Below are 23,527 nucleotides of genomic sequence, written 5' to 3'. Positions count from 1 at the left end.
TACCTTCGGGGGGGAATCGCGCCCCGGCGCGATGGGGGGCAGACAGCCCCCCTTGCCCCGACCCAACTCAGAGCCGCTCGATGGCGAGGGCAATCCCCTGCCCTCCGCCGATGCACATGGTGATCAGACCTTTCGATCCGCCAATACGCTCCAACTCATACAACGCCTTAAGCGTGATAATCGCCCCTGTGGCGCCCACCGGATGGCCCAGTGCAATAGCCCCACCGTTCGGATTCACCTTTGCAGCGTCCAGACCCAATTCCTGATTGACGGCCAGAGCTTGCGCCGCAAACGCCTCGTTGCTTTCGATCACGTCGAAATCATCCGCAGACAAACCCGTCTTTGCGAACAGGTTCTGCACTGCGGGAACCGGGCCGATGCCCATCACCTCGGGTCGCACGCCGGCATGGGCATAGCCAATCACGCGCGCTTTGGGTTTCAAGCCCGCCTTTTCTGCAGCATCCGCTGTCGCCAACACCATCGCCGCCGCGCCGTCATTGATGCCCGAGGCGTTGCCCGCCGTCACCCGCCCATCTTTCTGGAATACCGGGCGCAATCCGGCCAGCGCCTCGGCAGTGGTGGCCTTGGGATGTTCATCGACCTTGAAGTCGACCATGTCGCGCTTGACCTTGACCTGCACCGGCGCGATCTGGCTGTCGAAATACCCGGCCTCAATCGCCGCAGCCGCACGGGTCTGGCTGGTCAGCGCAAACGCGTCCATCTGTTCGCGGCTGATTTGGTGTTCATCCGCCACATTCTCGGCGGTCACCCCCATATGCCCGGTGCCGAATGGACAGTTTAACGCGCCCAGCATCATGTCGAGCGATTTGACATCGCCCATCTTCGCCCCCCAACGGGCCTGCGGTACGACATAAGGGCTGCGCGACATGCTTTCGGCACCGCCCGCCACTGCAAACTCGGCATCGCCTAGCATCAGCGCCTGCACCGCCGACACTACTGCCTGCGCCCCCGAACCGCACAGCCGGTTCACGTTCATCGCCGGAGTCCCGTTCGGAATACCCGCCTGCATTGCGGCGACTCGCGACAGATACATGTCGCGCGGTTCGGTGTTGATCACATGACCAAAGACAACATGATCAATCTGCGCGCCTTCAACGCCCGAACGCTCCATTGCCGCCTCGGTCGCCACGGTCGCCAGATCGATCGGAGCGGTCGAGGCCAACGCACCGCCAAAGGTCCCGATGGCTGTGCGCGCACCGTCCAGTATTACTATGTCCGTCATGTTTTCTCCTCCAAGTCTCGCGCCCATTATGCACCTGCAGCATGATCTTCATATTAGACTCACTGTCACGCCGGAATTGACATTACGTTGCGCAACACCCATGGATTCCGTCATGACGGAAAACACAGACGATATTCTGACGCGCCTGCCCGCCCGATTGAAAGAGGCGCGCCGCGCCAAAGGCCTGTCGCTAGAGGCGGTCGCCAACCTCAGCGGCGTCTCGCGTTCCATGGTCAGCCAGATCGAGCGTGGTGAAAGCAGCCCCACAATTTCTACCCTGTGGAACCTGACGCGCGCTCTGCAGGTGGATTTCGCCGGACTGTTGGAAGACGCCAAAACGACCGACCAGATCGAATTGCTGCGTCAAGCAGAAGTGCCCAGTATCGACAATATGGGCGAGAAATGCCGGATTCGCATCCTCTCTCCCCCCGAAGAGGCCGGAGGACACGAGGTCTATGATATTCAGTTTCAGGCCAATGGGAGCCTGAACAGCCAGCCTCATGCGCGCGGCGCACGAGAGCAACTGACTGTGCTGGAAGGCGCCGTCCGTGTCACTTCGGGAACGGCATCCAGCGATCTGAAACAAGGGGATACCGCCCGGTATGCCGCCGATATTACGCATTCGATAAGCGCTGAAAACCCGGCCCGCGTTTTCCTGATCGTAAAAAACGCCTGAACGGGCAAGATTCCGCCTTCACGGATATTTTTCCCAAATACTGTAATTCTCCTATTTGGGAATTTCATCCGCTATGTTAGACGTGCGACTCAGATTAACGGAGGTCGCCATGGCTGAAGCATTCCTGTCCCATATTTCGGATACACTCGCGCAGATTGAGGCAGAGGGTCTTTACAAGCGCGAACGGATGATCACCTCGCCTCAGGGCGGTGAGATTACGGTGGGCGACAAGCAGGTGATCAACCTGTGCGCCAACAACTATCTGGGTTTGGCCGATCACCCTGCGCTGATCAACGCCGCCAAAGGCGCAATGGAGCCCAAGGGGTTCGGCATGGCCTCGGTCCGGTTCATCTGCGGTACGCAGGACATTCATCGTGAACTTGAGCAGAAGCTGGCAAAGTTCCTGAACAAGGACGATTCAATTCTGTTCGCTGCCTGCTTCGACGCCAATGGCGGGTTGTTTGAGCCTTTGTTAGGGCCCGAAGACGCCATTATCTCTGACAGTCTAAATCATGCCTCGATCATCGACGGGGTACGGCTGTGCAAGGCAAAACGCTATCGCTACATGAACAACGACATGAATGACCTCGAAGCGTGGCTGAAACAAGCGCGCGAGGACGGGGCGCGGCATATCATGATCGCAACCGATGGCGTGTTCTCAATGGATGGCTATCTGGCCAATCTGCCGAAGATTCGCGAGCTGGCCAACAAATACGACGCCATCGTGATGGTCGATGACTGCCACGCCACCGGCTTTATGGGGCCAAACGGAGCGGGCACGCCGGACCACTTCGGCGTCGACGTGGATATTCTGACGGGAACTTTGGGCAAGGCACTTGGGGGGGCAATCGGCGGTTATATCGCCGGGCCGCAGCCAGTGATCGACCTGCTGCGGCAGCGGGCGCGGCCCTATCTGTTCTCAAACTCGCTGCCGCCGTCCATCGTTGCCGCAGGGCTTGAGGCAATCCGTCTGGTTGAAGAAGGTGACATGCTGCGCGCCCAATTGTTCGGCAATGCCAAGTACTGGCGCGCCGGGTTAGAGAATCTGGGCTTCGACCTACTTCCGGGCGAACACCCGATCATCCCGGTCATGCTGGGTGAAGCGACCCTGGCGCAGGATATGGCATCGCGATTGTTTGACGAAGGCGTCTATGTTTCGGGCTTTTTCTTCCCTGTCGTGCCGCGTGGTCAGGCCCGAATCAGAACGCAGATGAATGCGGCTCTAACACGCGACGAATTAGACCGGGCGCTCGCGGCATTTGGCAGGGTCGGCAAAGAATTGGGGATAATCTGATGCGGCCCAACACGATGAAAGCCCTTGAGAAATCCAAGCCCGAGGAAGGCCTGTGGATGGTGCAGGCCCCGGTACCCGAGATCGGCCCCGACGAGGTTCTGATCCGCATCAACAAGACCGGGATTTGCGGCACGGATATTCATATCTGGAACTGGGATGAATGGGCTGCGGCCACCGTGCCGATCCCGATGATCACCGGCCACGAGTTCGCGGGTGAAATTGTTGAATTGGGTCGCAACGTGACAGGGATGACGGTCGGCCAGCGCTGTTCAGGCGAGGGGCATCTGATCACCCCTGACAGCCGCCAGAGCCGTGCGGGCAAGTTCCACCTTGATCCCGGCACGCGCGGTATCGGTGTGAATGAACAGGGTGCCTTTGCGCAATACCTGAAACTGCCTGCCTTTAACGTGGTGCCCCTGCCTGACGACGTACCGGATGAGATCGGGGCGATCCTCGACCCACTGGGCAATGCCGTGCACACTGCACTCAGCTTCGATCTGCTGGGCGAGGACGTATTGATTACTGGCGCAGGCCCCATCGGCATCATGGCCGCCGCCGTTGCCCGTCATGCCGGTGCCCGGCATGTAGTGATCACCGATATCAACCCCGACCGCCTGAAACTGGCCAAACACGTGGTACCAACGGTACGCACCGTTGATGTGTCCAAAGAGGATCTGCAGGATGTCATCGCGGAACTGGGCATGACTCAGGGCTTTGATGTCGGGCTTGAAATGTCGGGCTCGCAAGCCGCGCTGGACCAGATGGTCGAAGCGCTGGTTATGGGCGGCAAGATCGCACTGTTGGGGATTCCGCCCGGAAAATCTCCGGTGGACTGGTCGCGCATCGTGTTCAAAGCTATCACCATCAAGGGTGTCTATGGGCGCGAGATGTTCGAAACCTGGTACAAGATGATCGCCATGTTGCAGAACGGGCTGGATGTCAGCCGCGTAATCACCCACCAGTTCGCGGTCGATGACTTTGCCCAGGGATTCAAGGCCATGAAATCCGGTCAATCAGGCAAGGTGGTTCTGGACTGGACCTAACGCTCTGGAACCGTGCGGGTTTTGTCCCTAAACAGGGATAAACCCGCGCGTCTGGAGGAGCACATGGGCGACAAAGACAGGTATACAGAACGGGGAATCGAAGAGTCTCTGGTCACCGATTTCACAGAAACTCACCGCAAAAGCTATGGGGATTTTCTGCAACTTAAGACTCTGCTGAACCTGCAAAAGACCTTTCAGGACCCGGCCCAACCTGATGAGATGTTGTTCATCATCATTCATCAGGTCAGCGAACTGTGGCTGAAACTGATGCACCATCAACTTGTCGAAGTCCGCCGGTTCTTGCAGCAGGACGATTTCGGTCCCGCGATGAAGAACCTCGACCGGATCAAGGCGATCCAACGGCAGTTGATCGCCGCGTGGGAGACGCTACTGACTATGACTCCCGCGGACTACATGACGTTTCGGGACGCATTAGGCAGTTCGTCAGGCTTTCAAAGCTATGGCTATCGCCAAATCGAGTTCATTCTGGGCAACAAAGATCCCGCGACCCTGAAAGTGCATGCGCATGACCCAGAAGTGATGGAGATGCTGAACGCGGCTCTTACCAAACCCTCGCTCTATGACGAAGTGCTGCGGATGCTGGCCCGGCAAGGGTTTGACGTGCCGCATGATCTGATCGAGCGGGATTACGCAAAGCCCTATTCCGGCGATCCGCGTATCGTCAAAATCTGGGTCGAAGTGTTCCGCAACACGGAACAATACTGGGATCTTTACGCGCTGGCCGAAAAACTGATGGATGTGGAATCTCTGTTCCAGAGGTGGCGATTCGATCATGCAACCGCGGTTGAGCGCGTGATCGGAATGCAGCCCGGAACGGGTGGATCTAGCGGCGTGGCCTTCCTGCGCAAAGCGCTGGAGTTGCGGTTTTTCCACGACCTCTACGACGTGCGAACCGAACTGATGTATACTGGGGAATAGGCCATGCTGTATCGCGGATTCACCCAAGAAGAGCTTGAGCAGGAGTATTCCCCAAGCTCAATGATCGGAGGCGATCTGACGCCATATCTAGCCAGCTATTCAGCCCTCAGCGCACAGGCACGGTCTGAAATTAGGATGCAGGAAAACCGTTCCTATGGCGACAGCCCGACGCAAGTTCTGGATTTCTTCCCCGCACCTGGCGCCAACGCGCCTTTGCATGTCTTTATTCATGGTGGCTATTGGCAGGCGCTTAGCCAGCGTGAGTCGGCCCCTATGGCACCGGTATTGCATGAGAACGGGCAAGCCTTTGCCACGCTGAATTATACGCTCGCCCCCGATGCCAGATTGGGGCAGATGGTCGAAGAATGCCGTACCGCCTTGTTGTGGCTTGCGTCACAGGCCGAAACACTGAGTTTTGATCCATCAAACATCACGCTATCGGGTCACAGTGCAGGTGCCCATCTGGTTGCGATGGTGATGGCGACGTCTTCGAAGGCATTTGCGCAGGCTGGCCTGCGGGTGCGCAATGTAATCCTGATTAGCGGGATCTATGACCTTGTTCCGATCAGCCTGACCTCGGTGAATGATCCGCTGCAACTAACCAAGGTCGAGGTTCACGATCTCTCACCCTGCCTCAACCTGCCCGCGCCAGGACCCCGTTACAGGGTGACAGTCGCCGAGCGGGATACGCCCGAGTTTATCCGCCAAAGCCGTGACTATGCTGAACTACTGCGCAAGGCCGGACATTCGGTCAGTTTCGATCTGCAGAAGGGCAAGCATCATTTTGACATCATCATGCCCTCGGGCACGTTTCTGTCGTCGCGCACGGACTAACCTAAATGAAAACAGCGGCCTAGTGGGGCCGCTGTTTCAAGTTTTTTTCTAGATCCGGATCAGTCCAGCGTACGCGTGACCTCTTCGCGTTCGAAAATCTCGATCACGTCGCCGGCGCGAATATCGTCGTAATTCTCGAACGCCATACCGCATTCCTGTCCCGACTGAACTTCGGCCACTTCATCCTTGAAGCGCTTGAGGGTCTTCAGCGTACCTTCGTGGATCACCACGTTGTCGCGCAGCAGGCGTACGCCAGCCGAGCGGCGGGCAACACCTTCGGTGACCAGGCAGCCAGCAACCTTGCCGACGCCGGTGACCTTGAAGACCTCTTTGATCTCGGCGTAACCGATGAACTTTTCGCGAATCTCGGCGCTCAGCAGGCCAGATGCGGCCGCTTTCACGTCATCCACCAGATCGTAGATCACCGAATAGTAGCGAATCTCGACGCCTTTCTGGTTGGCGGTGTTCCGCGCCGATGCGTTCGCACGCACGTTGAAGCCAAAGATCGGTGCACCGGAGGCTTCGGCCAGACCGACATCCGTCTCGGTGATCGCACCAACGCCCGAGTGCAGCACGCGCACGCGTACTTCGTCGTTGCCGATCTTCTCCATCGCCTGAACGATGGCTTCGGCAGAGCCCTGCACATCCGCTTTCATCAGAATTGGCAGCTCGGTGACGTTTTCGTCTTCCTTGGCCTTCTGCATCAGCTGCTCAAGGGTGGTCGCGGCACCGGCAGCGGCGCGTTTGTCCTTGGCGGCTTGCTCACGATAAGCAGCAATCTCACGGGCCTGCGCTTCGGTCTCGGTCACGTTCAACACGTCACCTGCTTCGGGCGTACCGTTGAGACCCAGAACCTCGACCGGAACCGAGGGGCCAGCTTCTTTGACGCGGTCGCCCTTGTCGTTGATCAGCGCACGGACCTTACCGTACTGCTCACCCACAACGAAGATATCGCCCTGACGCAGCGTGCCGTTCTGAACCAGAACGGTGGCGACGGGACCACGGCCCACATCCAGCTGCGCCTCGATCACGGCACCTTGGGCGGCGCGATCTGGGTTGGCTTTCAGTTCCAGAATCTCGGCCTGCAGTGCAATGGCTTCCAGCAATTCGTCCAGACCCTGACCAGTCATGGCCGAGACCTCAACGTCCTGAACCTCACCCGACATCTTCTCGACGATCACTTCGTGCTGCAGCAAGTCAGTGCGGACTTTGTCGGGGTTCGCGTCGGGCTTGTCGATCTTGTTGATCGCCACGATCATCGGCACTTCGGCCGCTTTGGCGTGGTTGATCGCCTCGATCGTCTGCGGCATCACAGCGTCATCGGCGGCAACAACCAGAACCACGATATCCGTGACCTGAGCACCGCGAGAGCGCATCGAGGTAAAGGCCGCGTGGCCAGGCGTATCCAGGAAGGTCAGCGTGGTGCCGCCGTCGGTTTTCACCTGATAGGCACCGATATGCTGCGTGATTCCACCGGCTTCGCCGGCAACAACACGCGCGTCGCGGATCGCATCCAGCAGCGAGGTCTTACCATGGTCAACGTGACCCATGATGGTGATGACCGGCGGACGGGGCTGCAGATCGTCATCGCTGTCTTCGACCTCTTTGATGACGTCTTCAACATCCGAATCAGAGACACGCGTGACCTTGTGGCCAAATTCTTCGATGATCAGTTCAGCGGTGTCAGCATCGATGGTCTGGTTCTGCGTGACCATCATGCCCATCTGCATCAGCGATTTGACAACGTCAGCCACACGCTCGGCCATTCGGTTGGCCAGTTCCGAGACCATGATCGCCTCGGGCAACTGCACATCGCGGATCACCTTTTCCCGCTCTACCGTACCGCCCATTGCTTTCTGGCGCGCCCGCTCTTGCTTGCGCTTCATCGCAGCCATCGAGCGTTGGCGATTGCCTTCGCCGCCAGTGGCTTGACCAAGTGTCAGCTTGCCCGAGCGGCGGTTGTCGTCACGGCCCTTGCCACGGCCACGCTGCTCACGCTCGCGATCCTGCTTGCGCGGTGCAGCAGCAGGTGCAGGCTTGCTGGATGGGCTGCGCGCGGCTTTGGGCTCGGCGGGGGCGGGCGCTGCAGCAGCACGCTGGGCTGCTTCCTCGGCCTCTTTACGCTTGCGTTCTTCCTCTTCGGCCTTGGCCCGAGCACGCTCTTCAGCTTCACGCTGCTCGCGTTCCTTGGCCTCTTGTTCGGCCCGGCGGCGTGCGCGTTCTTCTTCGCGCGCCTTTTCCTGCGCCTCGCGGGCGGCGGCCTCTTCAGCCTCGCGCGCTTTGGCGGCTTGCAACGCCTTCATACGACGCGCCATTTCCGCATCGGAAATACCCGCTGGGCGACGCGAAGGATCACCCGAAGGTGTCGCACCACCACTTGGTTTGGTCGCGCCCGGCTTGGGTACGACCACGCGTTTGCGTTTGGTCTCCACCACGACATTCTTGGTGCGTCCGTGGCTGAAACTCTGTTTCACATTTCCGGGGCGTGCCCCGCCACGAAGACCCAATGTCTTTTTGCCGTCACTATCGCTCATAAAGCTTCTTACCCTTCCGAGCGGCCCTTGCCGCCGTCATCCTTTTCGCGCAAGCCACGCAGGCGCTGCGCTTCCTCTACAACACGTTTGGCGAGTCCGCCAGAGGCCAAGGCCGCATGAATCACGGTTTGGCGCCCAAATGCCGCCCCAAGCTCGTCTGCGGTCAGCCAGCCGATGTATTTCCCGAAGTGCGGCGTGCTGAGTTTCGACTTGCCGCGCCCCGATCCGTCTGAGGCCTGAATCAGCACCTGGGCCTCTTCCCGGTCCAGCCACGACTTGACCTTTTCATACCCGGCGACCGCATCTCCGGATTTGCGCGCCAGACTGATCAGTTCGATCACACGACGCGCCACCTGTTTCTCGACCTCATCGGTCAGGTCCTTGGCGGCACTCACCTGCGCCTTAAACCCGCGCGAGAACAGTTTCTTGTTCACCGCCTTGTCCAGCGCCGCGCGATCCGCCGCCACGTAAACCCCACGCCCCGGCAATTTCGCCGCGACATCGGGAAAGACCTGACCATCCGGCCCCGTCACAAAGCGGATCAAGCCATATTTGGGCTGAACCTCGCCCGTGGCGATGCACTTGCGTTCAGGGCCTTCCGACCGATCCTTATGGACGCCACCGCGACCCATGTCAGCCACCCGAGGCCTGAGATCAGGCCTCGACCTCCTCATCGGTTGCTTCACCGTCTTCTTCGGCCTGCTCCAGCTCGGCCGGATCAACCCAGCCCAGCATGATGCGCGCGGTCATGACCAGATCCTGCGCCTCTTCCAGCGTCACGCCGAAGGGCTCCAGTACACCATCATCCTTGATGCGTTCGCCATCGACCGTAGTCCAGCCACCGGCCAGTTCCCAGTCGGCGCAGGTTGCGAAATCTTCCAGAGTCTTCACATCATCCTTGGCCAGCGCCTCTACCATCTGGGGTGTCAGGCCCTCGAATTCAATAAGACTGTCCTCGGCACCCAGCGCACGGGCTGCATCCAGCGCCGCCTTGGCCTGAGCTTCCAGGAATTCGCGTGCACGTGTCTGAAGTTCTTGCGCGGTACCTTCATCCACACCGTCGATGACCAGCAGTTCGTCGATTTCAACGTATGCCACTTCTTCGAGGTTGGTGAAGCCTTCAGAAACCAGCAGCTGAGCGAAGAATTCGTCCAGATCCAGCGTTTCCATGAACAACTGGGTACGGGCCTCGAATTCTTTCTGACGGCGCGCCGATTCTTCGGCTTCGGTCATGATGTCGATGTCCAGATTGGTCAGCTGGCTGGCCAGACGCACGTTCTGACCACGACGGCCAATGGCAAGGCTCAGTTGCTCCTCGGGAACCACAACTTCGATCTTGCCGGCTTCTTCGTCCAGAACCACCTTTGAAACTTCGGCGGGCTGCAGAGCGTTGACAAGGAAAGTCGGCTGATCTTCGTTCCACGGGATGATGTCGATTTTCTCTCCCTGCAGCTCGTTTACCACGGCCTGCACGCGGCTACCGCGCATACCAACGCAAGCGCCGACGGGGTCAATCGAGCCGTCATAAGAAATCACGGCAATCTTGGCGCGCGAGCCGGGGTCACGAGCAACGGCCTTGACCTCGATGATGCCGTCATAGATTTCCGGAACTTCCATCTTGAACAGCTCGGCCATGAATTCCGGCGCAGTGCGCGACAGGAAGATCTGGTGACCACGCACCTCGCGGCGAACCTCTTTGATATAGGCGCGCACACGGTCATTCGGGCGATAGCTTTCGCGACCGATCTTGTCATTGCGGCGCAGAACAGCCTCGGCACCGCCCAGATCGACGATCACATTGCCAAACTCTTCACGCTTGACCGCACCGTTGATGATGGTGCCGGCACGATCCTTGAATTCTTCGTACTGACGATCACGCTCGGCTTCGCGAACCTTTTGCAAGATGACCTGCTTGGCGGACTGAGCAGCGATACGGCCCATTTCCACGGGCGGGACTTCTTCAACGAAGACGTCACCAACCTCGGGCGCCTCCATGTACTGCTTGGCCTGCTCGACGGTCATCTCGGCCTGATAATTCTCAAGCTCTTCATCCTCGACCACGGTGCGGACACGGGTAAAGGTCGCCTTGCCAGTCTTGCGGTCGATGGACACGCGGATGTCCATTTCCGCGCCGTAACGGCTTTTGGCGGCACGTGCGAGCGATTCCTCCATCGCTTCGACAACCAGACCGGGGTCGATCATCTTTTCGCGGGCCACGGCCTCGGCGGTCTGCAGCAGCTCCAGCTGGTTGGCTGAGGTGATTGCCATCAGTTCGTCTCCTCTTCGGACCCTTCGGTCTCAATCTCGTCGAAAGCGTTTTCGTTCAGGGCACCAGCGTCTTTGCGCTGGCGCAGCATTTCCTTGATCAGGTCATCGGTCAGAACCAGCTTGGCGTCGCTCAGCCAGTCAAATTGCAGACCGATGGTAATGGTCTCGTCTCCCTCGGGGATGTTGATCAGAACCTCATCCCCTTCGATCCCGGCCAATTCGCCCTTGAAGCGGCGGCGACCGTCGATCAGTTCTGCGGTTTCGATCTTGGCCTCATACCCTTCGAACGTCTCAAAATCTTTGAGACGGGTCAGAGGGCGGTCAATTCCAGGGCTGGAAACTTCAAGCGTGTAGGCGTCCAAAATGGGGTCTTCGACGTCCAGCGTGGCGCTGACCGCATTGGAAATCTCGGCGCAGTCATCCACTTCGATGCCGCCATCGGGCTTGTCTGCCATGATCTGCATCGTGGTGGTCTTGCCGCTCATCAGCCGAATGCGGACAAGCTCATACCCCAGATCCTCGATCACAGGGGTGATGATCTCGGCCAGTCGCCGGTCGATGGCAGCTTTGGCTATCAGGTCGTTTGTCATTCAGGTTCTCTACCCTGCTATCGGGCACAAAAAAACGGGCGCGCGGCCCGTCGAATTTTCCGGTGGAGCCCCGGACCAGAAGTCCGACGCGCCGCTGTTGCAACTGCATATACGCAGGAGTTCCTGAGTCTGCAACCCCCGGCGCAAATCGTGATCAAATTTACGCCAGCCACCACCGTTCGGCGATGCGCCCATCATCCAGCGCAGCCCGGCTGATCTGGCGCGGCATACCGACATGAGAGGCCATTGCCAACGCCATCTCGGCCTCAGACGGATGATATCGCAGCCCGCGTTGCGCGGTCAGCTCCTCACCAGCCGGGAGCGCTGCGATATCTACATATCCATCGCGCAATGCTTCGGCCCGCACCCCGGCGTCCGGGATCACGATAATCTCAAGCGTATCAACCCATCCTGCCGTTCCGCTTTTGTAGTGATTGGACACCATGCGTGCGCGGAAATGACGTTCATCCTCGGCCCGCTCAACCCGGTAGCATCCTGTGCCGTTGGCCTGAGCCAGTGGCGTCACGCCCCCTCGCGCAATGACAAACCGTGACCCAGCCAGCAAGAATGGTAGTCCCGGGTTGCCCTCAGCCAATTGCAACTGCACACGATCAGGTGCAATGGCCTCGGCCTGACCAATATCTTCCAGAACAGCTAGAACATCGTTCACGTCCAGCTTGGTGCCATCGTGGAACACAGCATCATCGCGCAGATCAAAGTTCCAGACCCGCGCATCAGCATCGGTCTGCCAATTTGTAGCCAGCTCTCCGCGCAGGGTACCATCGGGCGCGATCTCGGTCAGGCTGTCAAAGACTGCGCCCCGAGCCACCTGTTCCAGACTGTTGTCGCGTGGCACCGCCAGCCGCAAGGTGCCACCCTGTTTCGGCGTATCGGCCAGAGACGCTCCTGTCGCCGCCAGCAAAGCGGCGGCGGCGCCCGAGGCAAATAATGCGCGACGGTCGATGCGAGTCATACCGTTTCCTCCGACACGCGATCCATGATCCGAACCAGTTCCGCGCTGATGCCCGGTTCTGACAGGGCGTGACCGGCTTGCCGCACCATCTTCAGTTCGGCATTGGGCCAGCGCTCGGACAGGTTCCATGCAGCCTGCGGTGGGCAGATCATGTCATAGCGTCCCTGAACGATATGACCGGGAATATGGGCAATCCGATCCATCTGATCCAGAATTTGCCCGTCATACTCAAGAAACGCCTTGTTCGTGAAATAGTGATTCTCAAGCCGCGCAAAAGTTCGCGCGTATTCGCCGGGGCTTTCCCCGACCGACCCGTTGGTGTGGATCGAAGCCAAGGCGTTTTCCCAATGCGACCACGCGCGGGCATAGAGGATCTCGGTCGCGCGGTCGCCCGAAAACAGGCGCTTGTTGTAGGCCGCAATTGCGTCATTTACTTCATGTTCGGGCAAGAGAGAGGTGAACTTGGCCCATTGTTCAGGCCAGAATTTGCCCGCACCACCGCCATAAAACCAGTCCAGCTCGGCCTGTGTGGCCAGAAACACGCCGCGCAATACCAGCCGATTTACCCGATCTGGATGTGTTTGGGCATAGATCAACGCCAGTGTCGCGCCCCAGCTGCCGCCAAAGACGATCCAATCTTCGATGTCGAACAATTTGCGCAGACGCTCGATATCCGCCACCAGATGCCATGTCGTGTTGTTTTCGACCGACGCGGTTGGCCGCGACCGACCACATCCGCGCTGATCAAAGAGAATCACCCGATAGGCATCCGGGTTGAAATACCGTCGCATCGCCGGGCTGCAGCCGCCGCCCGGCCCGCCGTGCAGGATCACCACTGGTATCCCATTGGGATTACCGCATTGTTCCACATAAATACGGTGCCCATCGCCCATATCGACCACGCGCTGATCGAACGGATCGATCGGCGGGTAAAGATATTGAACTGCGCGCTTTTGGTCCGGGTACTTATCCATTACGGCCCTATATAGTCCTTAAGCGTAAAAGAGCACACGGAGACAGGAATGCAAGCGCATCCGAACACGGTTGACCCGTCCGAGATCGCAAAATTCGAGGCGATGGCCGCAGAATGGTGGGACCCGCATGGGAAATTCAAACCTTTGCACATGCTGAATCCGTGCCGTCTGGATTATATCACACAGCAGATCGCGGGCGAGTTTGACCGGGATCTGACGGCCCCGCGCCCATTCGAGGGCCTACGCCTTCTGGATATCGGCTGCGGCGGAGGGTTGCTGAGCGAGCCCATGGCGCGCCTTGGGGCCGAGGTCGTCGGAGCCGACGCCGCCGAGGGCAACCTGCCCGTCGCGCGCATCCATGCCGAGCAATCCGGGCTGCAGATCGACTATCGCCACACCACCGCCGAGGACATGGCCGCCGCAGGCGAACAGTTCGATGTGGTGCTGAACATGGAAGTGGTTGAGCATGTGGCCGATCCGTTGGGTTTTCTGACCGCATCGCAGCACTTGCTGAGGCCGGGCGGGTTGCTGATCTGCTCGACCATCAACCGCAACCCGAAATCTTATGCGATGGCCATCTTCGGGGCCGAGGTCGTCATGCGCTGGCTGCCGCGCGGCACGCATGAGTGGAACAAGTTCATCACCCCCGATGAGCTGTTCGACCTGCTGCGTCAGGCCGGGCTGGAGCCGGTGGACCGCAAGGGTTTCGTGTTCAACCCGATCCTGTGGAGCTGGTCGATCTCGGACCGGGATCTGAGCGTGAATTACGTGACGGCGAGTGTGAAGCCGAGGTAGGATGGGCGATTGCACCCATCTTACAATTGCCTATTTGACGGCCAAACGGTGAAAACTGAATGCTGGAGCAAACCCAGCTTCGTCTAACGCTTGTTTAAGAAGCCCATTTAGAAAAACACGATGTGGTACGCCCTGGTCGCGCCAAATGTCGATCCCGGACGCCGCATCCGCATTGCAGAAAACATCCCTCGGCTTGACATCCTTCCATTCAGGAAGTCGGAAAAGGTCATCCCGATCGGGTCGGCGACGCAGAAGGCCCTTTGACTCAGCAATGTTCAGCGTGCCTGATTTGTTTGCGATCCACAGGATCGAGTAGTTCTGCTCAATCGGTGTGATCTTGTCTTTTTCGAATAGGTTGACGGGATAAAGCCCCCCTTTTCCTAAGTCGAAGTTCTTGAGGACATCGGCCACATCTGATCGGACCGCGAGAATTCCAAACAAGGCGATTACAGGAGAATACTTGCCGTAGTGAGGCTCAAAATCATGATCTTCAGGTGCAACCTCTTGAAAGAAATCCGGCAAGATATCCTGCTGCTCTAGCGGTTCCCCGAGGCGCTGCCAACGATACAGGTTCGCATGATAACCTGATCCGGGCTGCCACCTGAAGGCCTTGAAGCGCTCACTTGGTTCTTCAGGAAAATCATCAGGGACAAGCGCCCGGAATGGCCTCTGCAGGTCCATCCCGACGGTAATGTCGGAAACCCAAATTTCATCCGTCATCTTTTGCGATCCTTTGGCGCAGTTGGCGCAAAGCCCCTACTCCCCCTCCAACTGCAACCGTAAATCCCTCAACACGGGCAGCGTGCTGCGGACCCGCTCCAGCCCCAGCTCTCCAACGACGCGGTTGATCAGCGGGGCAATCGACGAAATCGCCTGATCGCGCGCCCTCCGGCCAGCAGGGCTGATCGCCACCATCTTGCGGCGGGCGTCGTCCCAGTCGGGGCGGATGTGGATGTATCCGGCCCATTCCAGCTTGGCCAAAGTGTTGGTCATCGCCCCACGCGTCACGTGGAATGTTCTGGCCAGTTGCGCCGGAGTGCGCTCGTCGCCGACAAACACCAGATGGTTCAGCACCGAGAAATGCGAGATTTCCATACCTTTGGGCAGCACCCGGCTCAGCCGATTGCGCAATAGCTGATCTGCGGTCAGGATCTCGCTGAACAGCGTGACCGCCAGGGCATTCTTTTCGTCAGTCATGGTCCGGTTCTGGATCAGGGTCCGTCAAAGGGGCGGACATGTGTTAGTGAAGGCACGCGCCGACGCGCCTCTGTAACAGACCTATCATCCAAATCAAAAAAGTGAATGCCCGGATCGGTGCCTGCGTCGATCAGCACCTCGCCCCACGGGGCGACAACCATGCTGTGGCCGTGGGTATAACGGGTCTTTCCTCGAGTTTTAGGGTGCTCACCCGTCTGCGCCGGAGCCAGCACCCAGCAGCCGGTCTCAATCGCCCGCGCACGCAGCAGCGCTTCCCAGTGGGCCGCGCCGGTGACGGGAGAAAACGCGGCAGGAACCGTCAGAATCCGTGCCCCGGCCTGCGCCAGAGCGGCATAGAGGTGCGGAAAGCGGATGTCATAGCAGATGGTCAAACCAACCTTGCCGAAATCGGTGTCAGCAATCACTGCTTTCTGGCCGGGGCGGTAGTTCTTCGATTCGCGGAAGGTCTCGGATTCCGTGACCTGCACGTCGAACATGTGAATCTTGTCATACCGCGCCACGATCTGCCCCTGCGGGTCGATCATGAAGCTACGGTTGGCAAAGCGGCCATCGGTATCATGCGTTTTGATCGCTAGTGACCCGATCAGCAGCCAAACACCCAAATTGGCGGCCTGTTCACCAAGGCCCGCCAGAGTGATATCGTCCTCTTCATGCTGCAAAACCTCGCGCTGCCGAGTGGTGCTGGTTGAGACGCAATTCGTGACTTCAGGCGTCAGAATGAACTGCGCACCTTGCGCAGCCGCATCGGCCATCATGGTTCGCACCATGTCCAGATTCTCGGTCGGATCATCCGACGCGGTGATCTGCAGCAAAGCGGTTTTCATCAAGCCGCCAGCAGGCGGTCCAGCTTGCCCTGACGTTCAAGCTCGTAAAGATCGTCGCACCCACCAACATGGGTGGTGCCCACAAAAATCTGCGGCACAGTGCGTTTTCCTGCCGCGCGCTGGATCATTTCAGGTTTGCGTTTCGGATGCATCAGCACGTCGATTTCCTTGAATTCGACGCCTTTCTGTTTCAACAACCGCTTGGCCGCATGACAAAAGCCGCACAGCGGCGAGGTGTAGATTTCTACCGGCTTCATATTCCGTCCCTTTGGGTTTCGCACATTCTTGGGCGAATTAGGCATCCTTGGCAACGCGCGCCAGTACCAACACGAAAATATGATTTGCCCCTGACGCGCGACAGACACGCGCGCAGGCGTCCAACGTCGCACCCGAGGTCATAACATCATCGACCAGAAGAATATCCCGGCCTCTGATCATGGGAGCACGTTTTCGGTGCAGGGATATGGCGTTGGACAACGCAAGGGATCGCTCAACCGCAGTTTTTCCATCCAGAACAGGGGTGCGTACCGTGCGTACCAGAAGATCGGGGCAGACACTCAACTCCGCTTCCCGGCCCAGATGCCCCGCCAGCAGCGCCGATTGATTGTAGCGACGCTTGATCAGCCGGGTCCAGTGCAGCGGAACCGGTGCGATCAGCATGTTCGGGCGCAACAGCTCGTGCCCGGCTTGGGCCATCCAGCGGGCGGCAGGGCGGGCCAACTCGGACCGATCCCCGTGTTTCAGGGCAAGTATCAGCGCCTTGGCGCCCCCTTGATACAGCAATGCTGACCGACCATCCTGCCACGCGCGTGGCGCCTTTAGGCAGTCATCACATTCAATCCGGTGCCCGTCCTGCGCGCCGGGAAGTGGCATGCCGCAGCTTTCGCAGACGGTGCCACCGATGAACGGCGTGTCGCGCCAGCATGCACCGCAGAGGCCAAAATCGGATTCGGTCAGTGCTCCGCAGGACAAGCAACGCGGTGGGTAGATCATCTCGACAGCGGTTTGAATCCCCTGACGAATGCGATACTTGCGGCTTATGAAGCTTCCGTCCGACACTACACCCTCTCTGTTTGACCGCGCCGTCCTTGCGCTTCACCGCAGCCGCGCGCGGGACGACGCGCTTTTCCTGCACCGTGCCGCTGTAGACGAAGTGCAGGATCGTCTGTCCATGGTTAACAAAACCTTTAAGGCACCCGCCGTCGTGACGCCCTTTCCCCATATCTGGGAGGGGTTGTGGCCCGAGGCCCGGGTGATCAGGGATGAAGATGTTCTCGACCTAACTCCAGGAGAGCATGATCTCTTGATACATGCGATGGCACTGCATTGGGCAAACGACCCGGTCGGCCAACTGATCCAATGCCATCGCGCCCTAAAATCCGACGGATTGCTGTTAGCGGTATGTTTAGGGGGCGACACCCTAAAGGAATTACGCGCGGCCTTGGGTCAAGCCGAGATCGAGGTGACTGGCGGTCTCAGCCCCCGTATTGCTCCCATGGCCGAGCTTCGTGATCTGGGGGGGCTGCTGCAGCGGGCCGGGCTGGCTTTGCCCGTCGCCGACAAGGCGACACTGTCTGCGGAATACCGCGATCTGCTGCATCTGATGCGTGACCTGCGTGCAATGGGAGAAACCAACGCATTGGCCGATCGCCTGAAACACGCGACCCGACGTGCTGTTTTTGACAAAGCGCAAGACATCTATGCCGGACATTACAAATCGCCACAGGGCCGCCTGACGGCAACCTTTGAACTGATCTGTCTGACGGGCTGGACCCCCGATGACAGCCAACCCAAACCTTTGCGTCCGGGATCCGCCAAGATGCGGCTGGCTGATGCGCTAGGTACGGATGAGGGCAAACTGCCCGATTGACGACCGGCCTTTTCCCTATATCTCAGGCCAGACACCACAAATCAGGAAGCTTTCAATGTTTGATGCCACTCGTCCAACCCATGCCCCTGCAGACCATCCCAAGGTCAAGATGGGCCGCGTCGGCATCCTGCTGGCTAATCTGGGAACTCCAGATGACTACAGTTATTGGCCTATGCGGCGGTATCTGAACGAGTTCCTGTCGGACAAGCGCGTGATCGACTACCCGGCGTGGAAGTGGCAGCCGATTCTGCAAAGCATCATTCTGACCAAGCGGCCTTTCAGTTCGGGTGAGGCGTACAAGTCAATCTGGAATCACGATAAGGGCGAAAGCCCGTTGATGACGATCACCAAAGATCAGACTGCCAAGCTGCGCGCAGCGATGCAGCAGCGGTATGGCGATCGGGTGATGCTGGATTTTTGCATGCGCTACGGCAATCCTTCAACTCCGTCGAAGGTCCGAGAGATGGTAGAAGAAGGCTGTGATCGCATCCTGTTCTTCCCGCTCTACCCGCAATACGCCGGTGCCACGACTGCTACAGCAAATGATCAGTTCTTCCGCGCGTTGATGAAAGAGACATGGCAGCCTGCCAGCCGAACTGTTCCGGCCTATTTCGACGAACCTGCCTATATCGATGCGTTGGCGAGCTCTGTCGAGCGCGCCTATGCAGATATGGAGACAAAACCGGATGTCCTGGTCTGCTCGTATCACGGGATGCCCCAGCGCTATTTGCAGCAAGGGGACCCCTATCACTGCCAATGCGTGAAAACATCAAGGCTACTGAAAGAGCGTCTGGGATGGACGGATGATCAGCTGATCTCGACCTTTCAATCGCGCTTTGGACCGGAAGAATGGCTGAAGCCCTACACCGTCGATCACGTGGCTGATCTGGCGCGTCAGGGTAAGAAGAACATCGCCGTCATCGCACCTGCCTTCTCTGCCGATTGCATTGAGACGCTGGAAGAGATCAACGAAGAGATCAAAGAGAGCTTCGAAGAGGCAGGCGGTGAATCGTTCACCTATATCCCTTGCCTTAACGACGATGATTCGCATATCGCCGCGCTGAGCAAGGTGATCGAAGACAATCTGCGTGGTTGGTTAGACTAATCGCGCGCTTTCGCCAGACACGAAAAAAGGCGGTGGTTTGCACCACCGCCTTTTAAGTGCATAAAGTCTCGTCGACTTAGCTTGCTGCAACAGCTGCGGCAACAACAACCAGCAGGATCAGCGGCAGGATGATGCCCTGCGACGAACCTTGGGTCTCTTCGACAACAACAGGTGCTTCAACAACCGGCTCTTCCAGGTTGCCAGCATATGCGGTCGAAGCAGCAGCGGTCAGAGCAGCAGCGAGAACGAGTTTCTTCATATTAACCTCCAGAATTTGCGCGATTCCCAATAGCGAAACCACGCATCTAAGACTTACCTCGTGAGTTTTTCTAATCAGCAATGCAGGCGGATTGCAATTGCAACTTGTCCCGCAAGCGGGTTCGTGCGCGAAAATGTCGTCAAATTAGCAACACTTGCGTGCCGACCTTGGCCATAGAAAACAGTTCGGCGATGTCATCGTTGAACAAGCCAATGCACCCGTTCGACGACCGGCGTCCAATTTTACGCGTATCGTGGGTGCCATGGATGCGATAATACTTCCAGCTCAGATATAAAGCGTGTGTTCCCAGCGGGTTATCGGGACCCGGCGGAATATAATCCGGCCATTCAGGGTTGCGCTTCTTCATCGATGGCGTCGGTGACCAGCTTGGGCCTTCCACCTTGCGAATGACACTGGTGCGTCCGCGACGGGTCAATTCCTCGGTCAGAGGCACCGAAGAGGGGTACAGTTTGTATACGGATTGATCATCTGACCAATAATGCAGCGCTCTGGATACGGTATCCACCAGAATGGCGCCGTTTCTTGTGTTCGAAAAATAGGGCTGCCAGTCCAGCGCACGGAATCCCGACACATTGCGGCGTACCGGAGCTTCCGGTTCCGGGGCGGGGCGTAGCGGGTCGCCCGGAATATACTGAGCCAACGCAGGCGAGGCCAAGCTGGCGGTTGCACCGGCCAGGAATCCCCGGCGCGTCGATGTAAGAATATGTTTCTTGACCATGGAGATCGGTCCTCTGCTAACAGCAAATGCAAAATCTAAGGCATTTTATGGCCAGAATGCTTCAGTCGCAAATCAAACCGGCAGAATCACGCAAGGTTGGGGCATTGTAGGTTTGCTCCGGGCGGTCAAGCAGGCTATTTCCCTTCTCGACACAATATTTAGGCCGATCATGACACGTATTCTTTCTCTACTAGCGATTTGTTTTGTCGCACTTGCGGCATGTACCGATTCGGGCACATCCGCTATTGGCGCCGATGGCAGGCCGCTGCCATCCGTGTACAAAATTCGTGGCAACCCTGAAAAGCTACAGTTCAGAATGCTGGATTCGGTGAATGCCTTGCGGCAGGCATCTGGCTTGCAACAGGTCCAATTGAACTCGCAACTGAATGCAGCTGCCGCCACTCATGCGAAAGACATGGCGCGACAGAATCGGCCATGGCATTTCGGTTCGGACGGTTCGTCTCCTTTGGATCGCGCGGCGCGCGCCGGTTACTTCGGTACATTCCTGGGTGAAGCGATCTCGGAAACCTTTGAGACCGAGACCGAAACGCTGGCCGCATGGATGCAGGAACCCGGTCCTCGTGCTGTGATCATGGACCCGCGCGCCACCCAGATGGGGTTCGCCTGGCACCAAGAAGGCGGTGGCAAGATCTGGTGGACGCTGGAAATGGGATCCGGCGGCTGATCACGCCAGCTAAAGAAACAAAAAAATGCCCCCGACAAATCGGGGGCTTTTTTTGTTGATAAGTGGGCCAATCAGGCAGCTTGCATCGATTGCGCTTCAGTCAGAATGGCATATAGCTTTACCGGGTCAGGGTTGGCCCGCAGCTTGGCGCAGACCGATTGCTCGCGCAGCGTGCGCGAGACCAACGCCAGCGCCTTAAGGTGTTCAACCCCCGCCTCTTCTGGCGCAAACAGGGAAAACGCCAAATCGACCGGCTGACGGTCGACCGACCCGAAGTCGATGGGCTTTTCCAGCATGACAAACACGCCCGAAACCGATTCCAGTTCGGAAAGCCGTGCGTGCGGAAGTGCAACACCATGTCCAACACCAGTTGGGCCAAGGCTCTCCCTCTCAAGCAGGCTGTCTACGATCGTCTGAGCATCCAGCCCAAGCGTCGCGGCGCCCACATCGCCAATTTCCTGAAACAAACGCTTCTTGCTGGAAGCAGCGGACAGTACACGCACCGCTTCTGGCTTTAGAATGCTCGAAAGCTCCATCATTTTGCTCCTAAGCCGTGCCCCCGGCTATTCGGGGGCAGGCCGATTTGTCTTGCCTGTTACGGATCGATCCAACCGATATTGCCGTCCTCGCGGCGATAAACGACATTCAATCCGTCCTTGTTCTCATTTCGGAACACCAGTACCGGAGCACCAGCGAGTTCCATCTGCATGACGGCTTCACCAACACTGAGCGATGGGATCTTGGTTTCCATCTCAGCCACGATCATAGGCTGCAGCGATTCGGGTTCGTCTGCCGTCTCCGATTCGTCAGAGGCGAGGATATAAGAGGACGCGCCAAAGAGTTCAACCGGCTCGGACCGATCCTTATGGTGGTCTTTAAGGCGGCGCTTATAGCGTCGCAGTTGTGTCTCCATCTTGTCGCAGCAGCCTTCGAATGCCGCGTAAATCTCGGTCGCGTGCGCCTTGGCCTGTGCGGTCAGGCCGGTCGACAGATGCACGGTGGTTTCGCATACATATTCATGCGCCGAACGGGAAAAGACGACGTTGGCGTCTGTGGGCCGCTGGGCATATTTGCCCACGACCTCGCCCAGTTCGGTCTGCACATGGGTCTGCAGGGCCGCACCGATGTCGATCTGTTTTCCGCTGATTTGGTAACGCATGTGATCTCCTTCACAATTCACACCCATTCTGACGTCGCATAACGCGACTGACTTGTTTTTATCGGGTGGGGGGTATCGGCATGTTCTGCGGTTGCCGTTGGCCCGGCCCTTCAACGAAGGGAGATCGAGATCCAGTTTGGAACCGAAGAAATGCCATATGCCAATTGAGCCAAGAGGTGAGGGAAGAGTCAATCAAAACAGGTGTGTATATACGTGATTTCCGTCATGCGTCAGGCGCATCTCCGCACAACCTTATGAAATACGGAAGTTTTCACCCAGATAGACCCGGCGAACATTTTCGTTTTCGACAACTTCGTCGGGCGTGCCTGACATCAAAACCTGGCCGTCATGCAAGATATAGGCCCGATCCACAATCTCCAGCGTTTCCCGGACGTTATGATCCGTGATCAGCACTCCGATGCCACGCTTTTTCAGATCGGCCACCAGATGCCGGATATCACCGACACTGATCGGGTCGACACCCGCGAATGGTTCGTCCAACAGCAGATATTTCGGATCGGCGGCCAGACAGCGCGCAATTTCGACCCGGCGGCGTTCCCCGCCGGACAATGCCAATGCAGGCGCTCGGCGCAGGTGTTCGATGGAAAAGTCCGATAGCAGCTCTTCCAGCCGCTCCTTGCGGCGATGGGCATGTTTAACCGTGATATCTAGAACCGAAGCGATGTTGTCTTCAACGCTCATCCCGCGGAAAATCGACATCTCCTGCGGCAGATATCCGATCCCCATCCGGGCACGACGATACATCGGCAGGGTCGTGACGCTCTGCCCATCAATCGTGACCGTGCCTGCTTCGGGGAAAACCAGACCCGCGACAGAATAAAAAGTGGTGGTCTTGCCCGATCCGTTCGGGCCTAGCAACGCCACGACCTCGGAGCGGTTCAATTCCATGGACACATCGCGAATGACGGTCTTCTTGCGATAAGACTTTCGTAGCTTTTCGATCTTCAGACCGGAAGAACCTTCAGCGATGGAGAGTTCGGGCCGGTTCATCAGTTGCCACCTTGTTGCAGAATGGTTTTGACACGCCCTGACATCGTCGCGGTTCCCGTCGTCAGATTTGCAATCATCTCGTCGCCGCTGATGATACTTGGGCCCTGCGTCAGCAACACGTTGCCCTTCATCTCAATCACGCCGGAGTCGATGGTGTATTCTGCCCAATCGCCCTCGGCTGCGTCGGGCGGACTGACCAGAACCACGTTTTCGGTGGCCTCCATCCGTTCGATGGCCGAGCGTTCTTCGTTATAGATGACAAGAACCCGGTCTGCCGTCAGGCGCATCTCACCCTGGATGACAATGACGTTGCCGATAAACTCGGCCGATCCATCTTCCTGATTCACGTTCAATGTCTCGGACGTCACTTCGACCGGCAGCGTCGGGTCGGCATTGACCGAGCCGAACGCCACCTGAGCCTCTTGTGCAGAAACAGGTGTGGCTCCGACAGCCACGGCTAGACACAAAAAGGCGACACGTAAATCGAACACAAG

Annotated in this window: 27 protein-coding genes; 9 read left to right on the top strand and 18 right to left on the bottom strand. The window is 58.2% G+C overall.

Annotated features, from left to right (window positions below; translation table 11 throughout):
* Nucleotides 1-67: 67 nt before the first annotated feature.
* A complete protein-coding gene (locus ACR0JG_RS16725; protein ID WP_170408660.1) occupies nucleotides 68-1,243 on the bottom strand; it encodes an acetyl-CoA C-acyltransferase family protein in 1,176 nt (391 codons plus the stop codon).
* 112 nt (nucleotides 1,244-1,355) lie between these two features.
* Between ACR0JG_RS16725 and ACR0JG_RS16720 the strand changes: the two genes are divergently transcribed.
* From ACR0JG_RS16720 to ACR0JG_RS16700, 5 genes are all read left to right on the top strand, one after another.
* Complete coding sequence (locus tag ACR0JG_RS16720) at nucleotides 1,356-1,919, top strand: helix-turn-helix domain-containing protein (protein ID WP_480571265.1); 564 nt, start codon at nucleotides 1,356-1,358, stop codon at nucleotides 1,917-1,919.
* 109 nt (nucleotides 1,920-2,028) lie between these two features.
* Nucleotides 2,029-3,213, top strand: coding sequence for a glycine C-acetyltransferase (locus ACR0JG_RS16715; protein ID WP_480571262.1), 1,185 nt, complete (start codon nucleotides 2,029-2,031; stop codon nucleotides 3,211-3,213).
* Nucleotides 3,214-3,227: 14 nt separating this feature from the next.
* Nucleotides 3,228-4,256, top strand: coding sequence for an L-threonine 3-dehydrogenase (gene tdh, locus ACR0JG_RS16710; protein WP_480571584.1), 1,029 nt, complete (start codon nucleotides 3,228-3,230; stop codon nucleotides 4,254-4,256).
* Nucleotides 4,257-4,319: 63 nt separating this feature from the next.
* Complete coding sequence (locus tag ACR0JG_RS16705; protein WP_170515673.1) at nucleotides 4,320-5,195, top strand: tryptophan 2,3-dioxygenase; 876 nt, start codon at nucleotides 4,320-4,322, stop codon at nucleotides 5,193-5,195.
* Nucleotides 5,196-5,198: 3 nt separating this feature from the next.
* The gene (locus tag ACR0JG_RS16700; protein ID WP_480571259.1) at nucleotides 5,199-6,029 is read left to right on the top strand and encodes an alpha/beta hydrolase; all 831 of its coding nucleotides are present in this window, start codon (nucleotides 5,199-5,201) and stop codon (nucleotides 6,027-6,029) included.
* Between the two features lie 59 nt (nucleotides 6,030-6,088).
* On the opposite strand, the gene infB is transcribed toward ACR0JG_RS16700, so the two are convergent.
* From infB to pip, 6 genes are all read right to left on the bottom strand, one after another.
* A complete protein-coding gene (gene infB / locus ACR0JG_RS16695; protein ID WP_170395359.1) occupies nucleotides 6,089-8,563 on the bottom strand; it encodes a translation initiation factor IF-2 in 2,475 nt (824 codons plus the stop codon).
* An 8-nt stretch (nucleotides 8,564-8,571) separates the two neighbouring features.
* On the bottom strand, nucleotides 8,572-9,195 hold the full coding sequence (locus ACR0JG_RS16690; protein WP_170395356.1) for an RNA-binding protein: 624 nt from the start codon (nucleotides 9,193-9,195) through the stop codon (nucleotides 8,572-8,574).
* A gap of 22 nt (nucleotides 9,196-9,217) precedes the next feature.
* On the bottom strand, nucleotides 9,218-10,831 hold the full coding sequence (gene nusA, locus ACR0JG_RS16685; protein WP_170423355.1) for a transcription termination factor NusA: 1,614 nt from the start codon (nucleotides 10,829-10,831) through the stop codon (nucleotides 9,218-9,220).
* Nucleotides 10,831-11,421 (bottom strand): ribosome maturation factor RimP, encoded by a 591-nt coding sequence (gene rimP / locus ACR0JG_RS16680; protein WP_010442531.1) that lies wholly within the window; start codon nucleotides 11,419-11,421, stop codon nucleotides 10,831-10,833. The genes nusA and rimP overlap by 1 nt, the downstream gene beginning before the upstream one ends.
* Nucleotides 11,422-11,581: 160 nt before the next feature.
* Nucleotides 11,582-12,394, bottom strand: coding sequence for an ABC transporter substrate-binding protein (locus tag ACR0JG_RS16675; RefSeq protein WP_480571256.1), 813 nt, complete (start codon nucleotides 12,392-12,394; stop codon nucleotides 11,582-11,584).
* On the bottom strand, nucleotides 12,391-13,368 hold the full coding sequence (pip, locus tag ACR0JG_RS16670; RefSeq protein WP_170515365.1) for a prolyl aminopeptidase: 978 nt from the start codon (nucleotides 13,366-13,368) through the stop codon (nucleotides 12,391-12,393). The genes ACR0JG_RS16675 and pip overlap by 4 nt, the downstream gene beginning before the upstream one ends.
* 48 nt (nucleotides 13,369-13,416) lie before the next feature.
* Between pip and ubiG the strand changes: the two genes are divergently transcribed.
* Nucleotides 13,417-14,163: a bifunctional 2-polyprenyl-6-hydroxyphenol methylase/3-demethylubiquinol 3-O-methyltransferase UbiG gene (gene ubiG / locus ACR0JG_RS16665; RefSeq protein ID WP_170423349.1), complete on the top strand. Its 747-nt coding sequence runs from the start codon at nucleotides 13,417-13,419 to the stop codon at nucleotides 14,161-14,163.
* A gap of 30 nt (nucleotides 14,164-14,193) precedes the next feature.
* Here ubiG and ACR0JG_RS16660 read toward each other — a convergent pair whose 3' ends face one another.
* The 5 genes from ACR0JG_RS16660 to ACR0JG_RS16640 are packed head-to-tail and all read right to left on the bottom strand — an operon-like array spanning nucleotide 14,194 to nucleotide 17,264.
* Entirely contained in the window at nucleotides 14,194-14,883 is a 690-nt protein-coding gene (locus ACR0JG_RS16660; protein ID WP_480571253.1) for a hypothetical protein, read from the bottom strand.
* Between the two features lie 36 nt (nucleotides 14,884-14,919).
* Nucleotides 14,920-15,360, bottom strand: a complete 441-nt coding sequence (locus tag ACR0JG_RS16655) for a MarR family transcriptional regulator (protein WP_170597164.1) — start codon at nucleotides 15,358-15,360, stop codon at nucleotides 14,920-14,922.
* A 14-nt stretch (nucleotides 15,361-15,374) separates the two neighbouring features.
* Nucleotides 15,375-16,205, bottom strand: a complete 831-nt coding sequence (locus ACR0JG_RS16650; RefSeq protein ID WP_480571250.1) for a carbon-nitrogen hydrolase family protein — start codon at nucleotides 16,203-16,205, stop codon at nucleotides 15,375-15,377.
* On the bottom strand, nucleotides 16,205-16,462 hold the full coding sequence (grxC, locus tag ACR0JG_RS16645; RefSeq protein WP_170395334.1) for a glutaredoxin 3: 258 nt from the start codon (nucleotides 16,460-16,462) through the stop codon (nucleotides 16,205-16,207). The genes ACR0JG_RS16650 and grxC overlap by 1 nt, the downstream gene beginning before the upstream one ends.
* Before the next feature lie 37 nt (nucleotides 16,463-16,499).
* Nucleotides 16,500-17,264, bottom strand: coding sequence for a ComF family protein (locus ACR0JG_RS16640; protein ID WP_480454510.1), 765 nt, complete (start codon nucleotides 17,262-17,264; stop codon nucleotides 16,500-16,502).
* On the opposite strand from ACR0JG_RS16640, the gene ACR0JG_RS16635 reads away from it, so the two are divergent.
* Both ACR0JG_RS16635 and hemH read left to right on the top strand, forming a co-directional pair.
* A complete protein-coding gene (locus ACR0JG_RS16635; protein ID WP_480571246.1) occupies nucleotides 17,245-18,075 on the top strand; it encodes a methyltransferase domain-containing protein in 831 nt (276 codons plus the stop codon). The genes ACR0JG_RS16640 and ACR0JG_RS16635 overlap by 20 nt on opposite strands.
* 55 nt (nucleotides 18,076-18,130) lie before the next feature.
* On the top strand, nucleotides 18,131-19,180 hold the full coding sequence (hemH, locus tag ACR0JG_RS16630; RefSeq protein WP_170408671.1) for a ferrochelatase: 1,050 nt from the start codon (nucleotides 18,131-18,133) through the stop codon (nucleotides 19,178-19,180).
* 76 nt (nucleotides 19,181-19,256) lie between these two features.
* Here hemH and ACR0JG_RS16625 read toward each other — a convergent pair whose 3' ends face one another.
* Both ACR0JG_RS16625 and ACR0JG_RS16620 read right to left on the bottom strand, forming a co-directional pair.
* A complete protein-coding gene (locus tag ACR0JG_RS16625) occupies nucleotides 19,257-19,439 on the bottom strand; it encodes a hypothetical protein (RefSeq protein ID WP_010442520.1) in 183 nt (60 codons plus the stop codon).
* 139 nt (nucleotides 19,440-19,578) lie between these two features.
* Entirely contained in the window at nucleotides 19,579-20,178 is a 600-nt protein-coding gene (locus ACR0JG_RS16620; RefSeq protein WP_170395325.1) for a L,D-transpeptidase, read from the bottom strand.
* A 169-nt stretch (nucleotides 20,179-20,347) separates the two neighbouring features.
* Here ACR0JG_RS16620 and dalA point away from each other — a divergent pair, with 169 nt between their 5' ends.
* The gene (dalA, locus tag ACR0JG_RS16615) at nucleotides 20,348-20,863 is read left to right on the top strand and encodes a divisome-associated lipoprotein DalA (protein WP_255611997.1); all 516 of its coding nucleotides are present in this window, start codon (nucleotides 20,348-20,350) and stop codon (nucleotides 20,861-20,863) included.
* A gap of 71 nt (nucleotides 20,864-20,934) precedes the next feature.
* Here the strand turns inward: dalA and ACR0JG_RS16610 are convergent, their stop codons facing one another.
* From ACR0JG_RS16610 to ACR0JG_RS16595, 4 genes are all read right to left on the bottom strand, one after another.
* Nucleotides 20,935-21,399: a PTS sugar transporter subunit IIA gene (locus ACR0JG_RS16610; RefSeq protein ID WP_170395318.1), complete on the bottom strand. Its 465-nt coding sequence runs from the start codon at nucleotides 21,397-21,399 to the stop codon at nucleotides 20,935-20,937.
* Nucleotides 21,400-21,458: 59 nt separating this feature from the next.
* Entirely contained in the window at nucleotides 21,459-22,022 is a 564-nt protein-coding gene (gene hpf / locus ACR0JG_RS16605) for a ribosome hibernation-promoting factor, HPF/YfiA family (RefSeq protein WP_039541074.1), read from the bottom strand.
* A 252-nt stretch (nucleotides 22,023-22,274) separates the two neighbouring features.
* Nucleotides 22,275-23,033 carry an LPS export ABC transporter ATP-binding protein gene (lptB, locus tag ACR0JG_RS16600; protein ID WP_170395315.1) on the bottom strand — a complete coding sequence of 253 codons (759 nt, stop codon included), beginning with the start codon at nucleotides 23,031-23,033 and terminating at the stop codon, nucleotides 22,275-22,277.
* Complete coding sequence (locus ACR0JG_RS16595) at nucleotides 23,033-23,524, bottom strand: LptA/OstA family protein (protein ID WP_255611996.1); 492 nt, start codon at nucleotides 23,522-23,524, stop codon at nucleotides 23,033-23,035. Before ACR0JG_RS16595 ends, lptB begins: the two co-directional genes overlap by 1 nt.
* Nucleotides 23,525-23,527 lie beyond the last annotated feature (3 nt).

The organism is Ruegeria sp. AD5, assembly GCF_056542345.1.
This window is presented reverse-complemented; position numbering and strand designations above follow the sequence as displayed.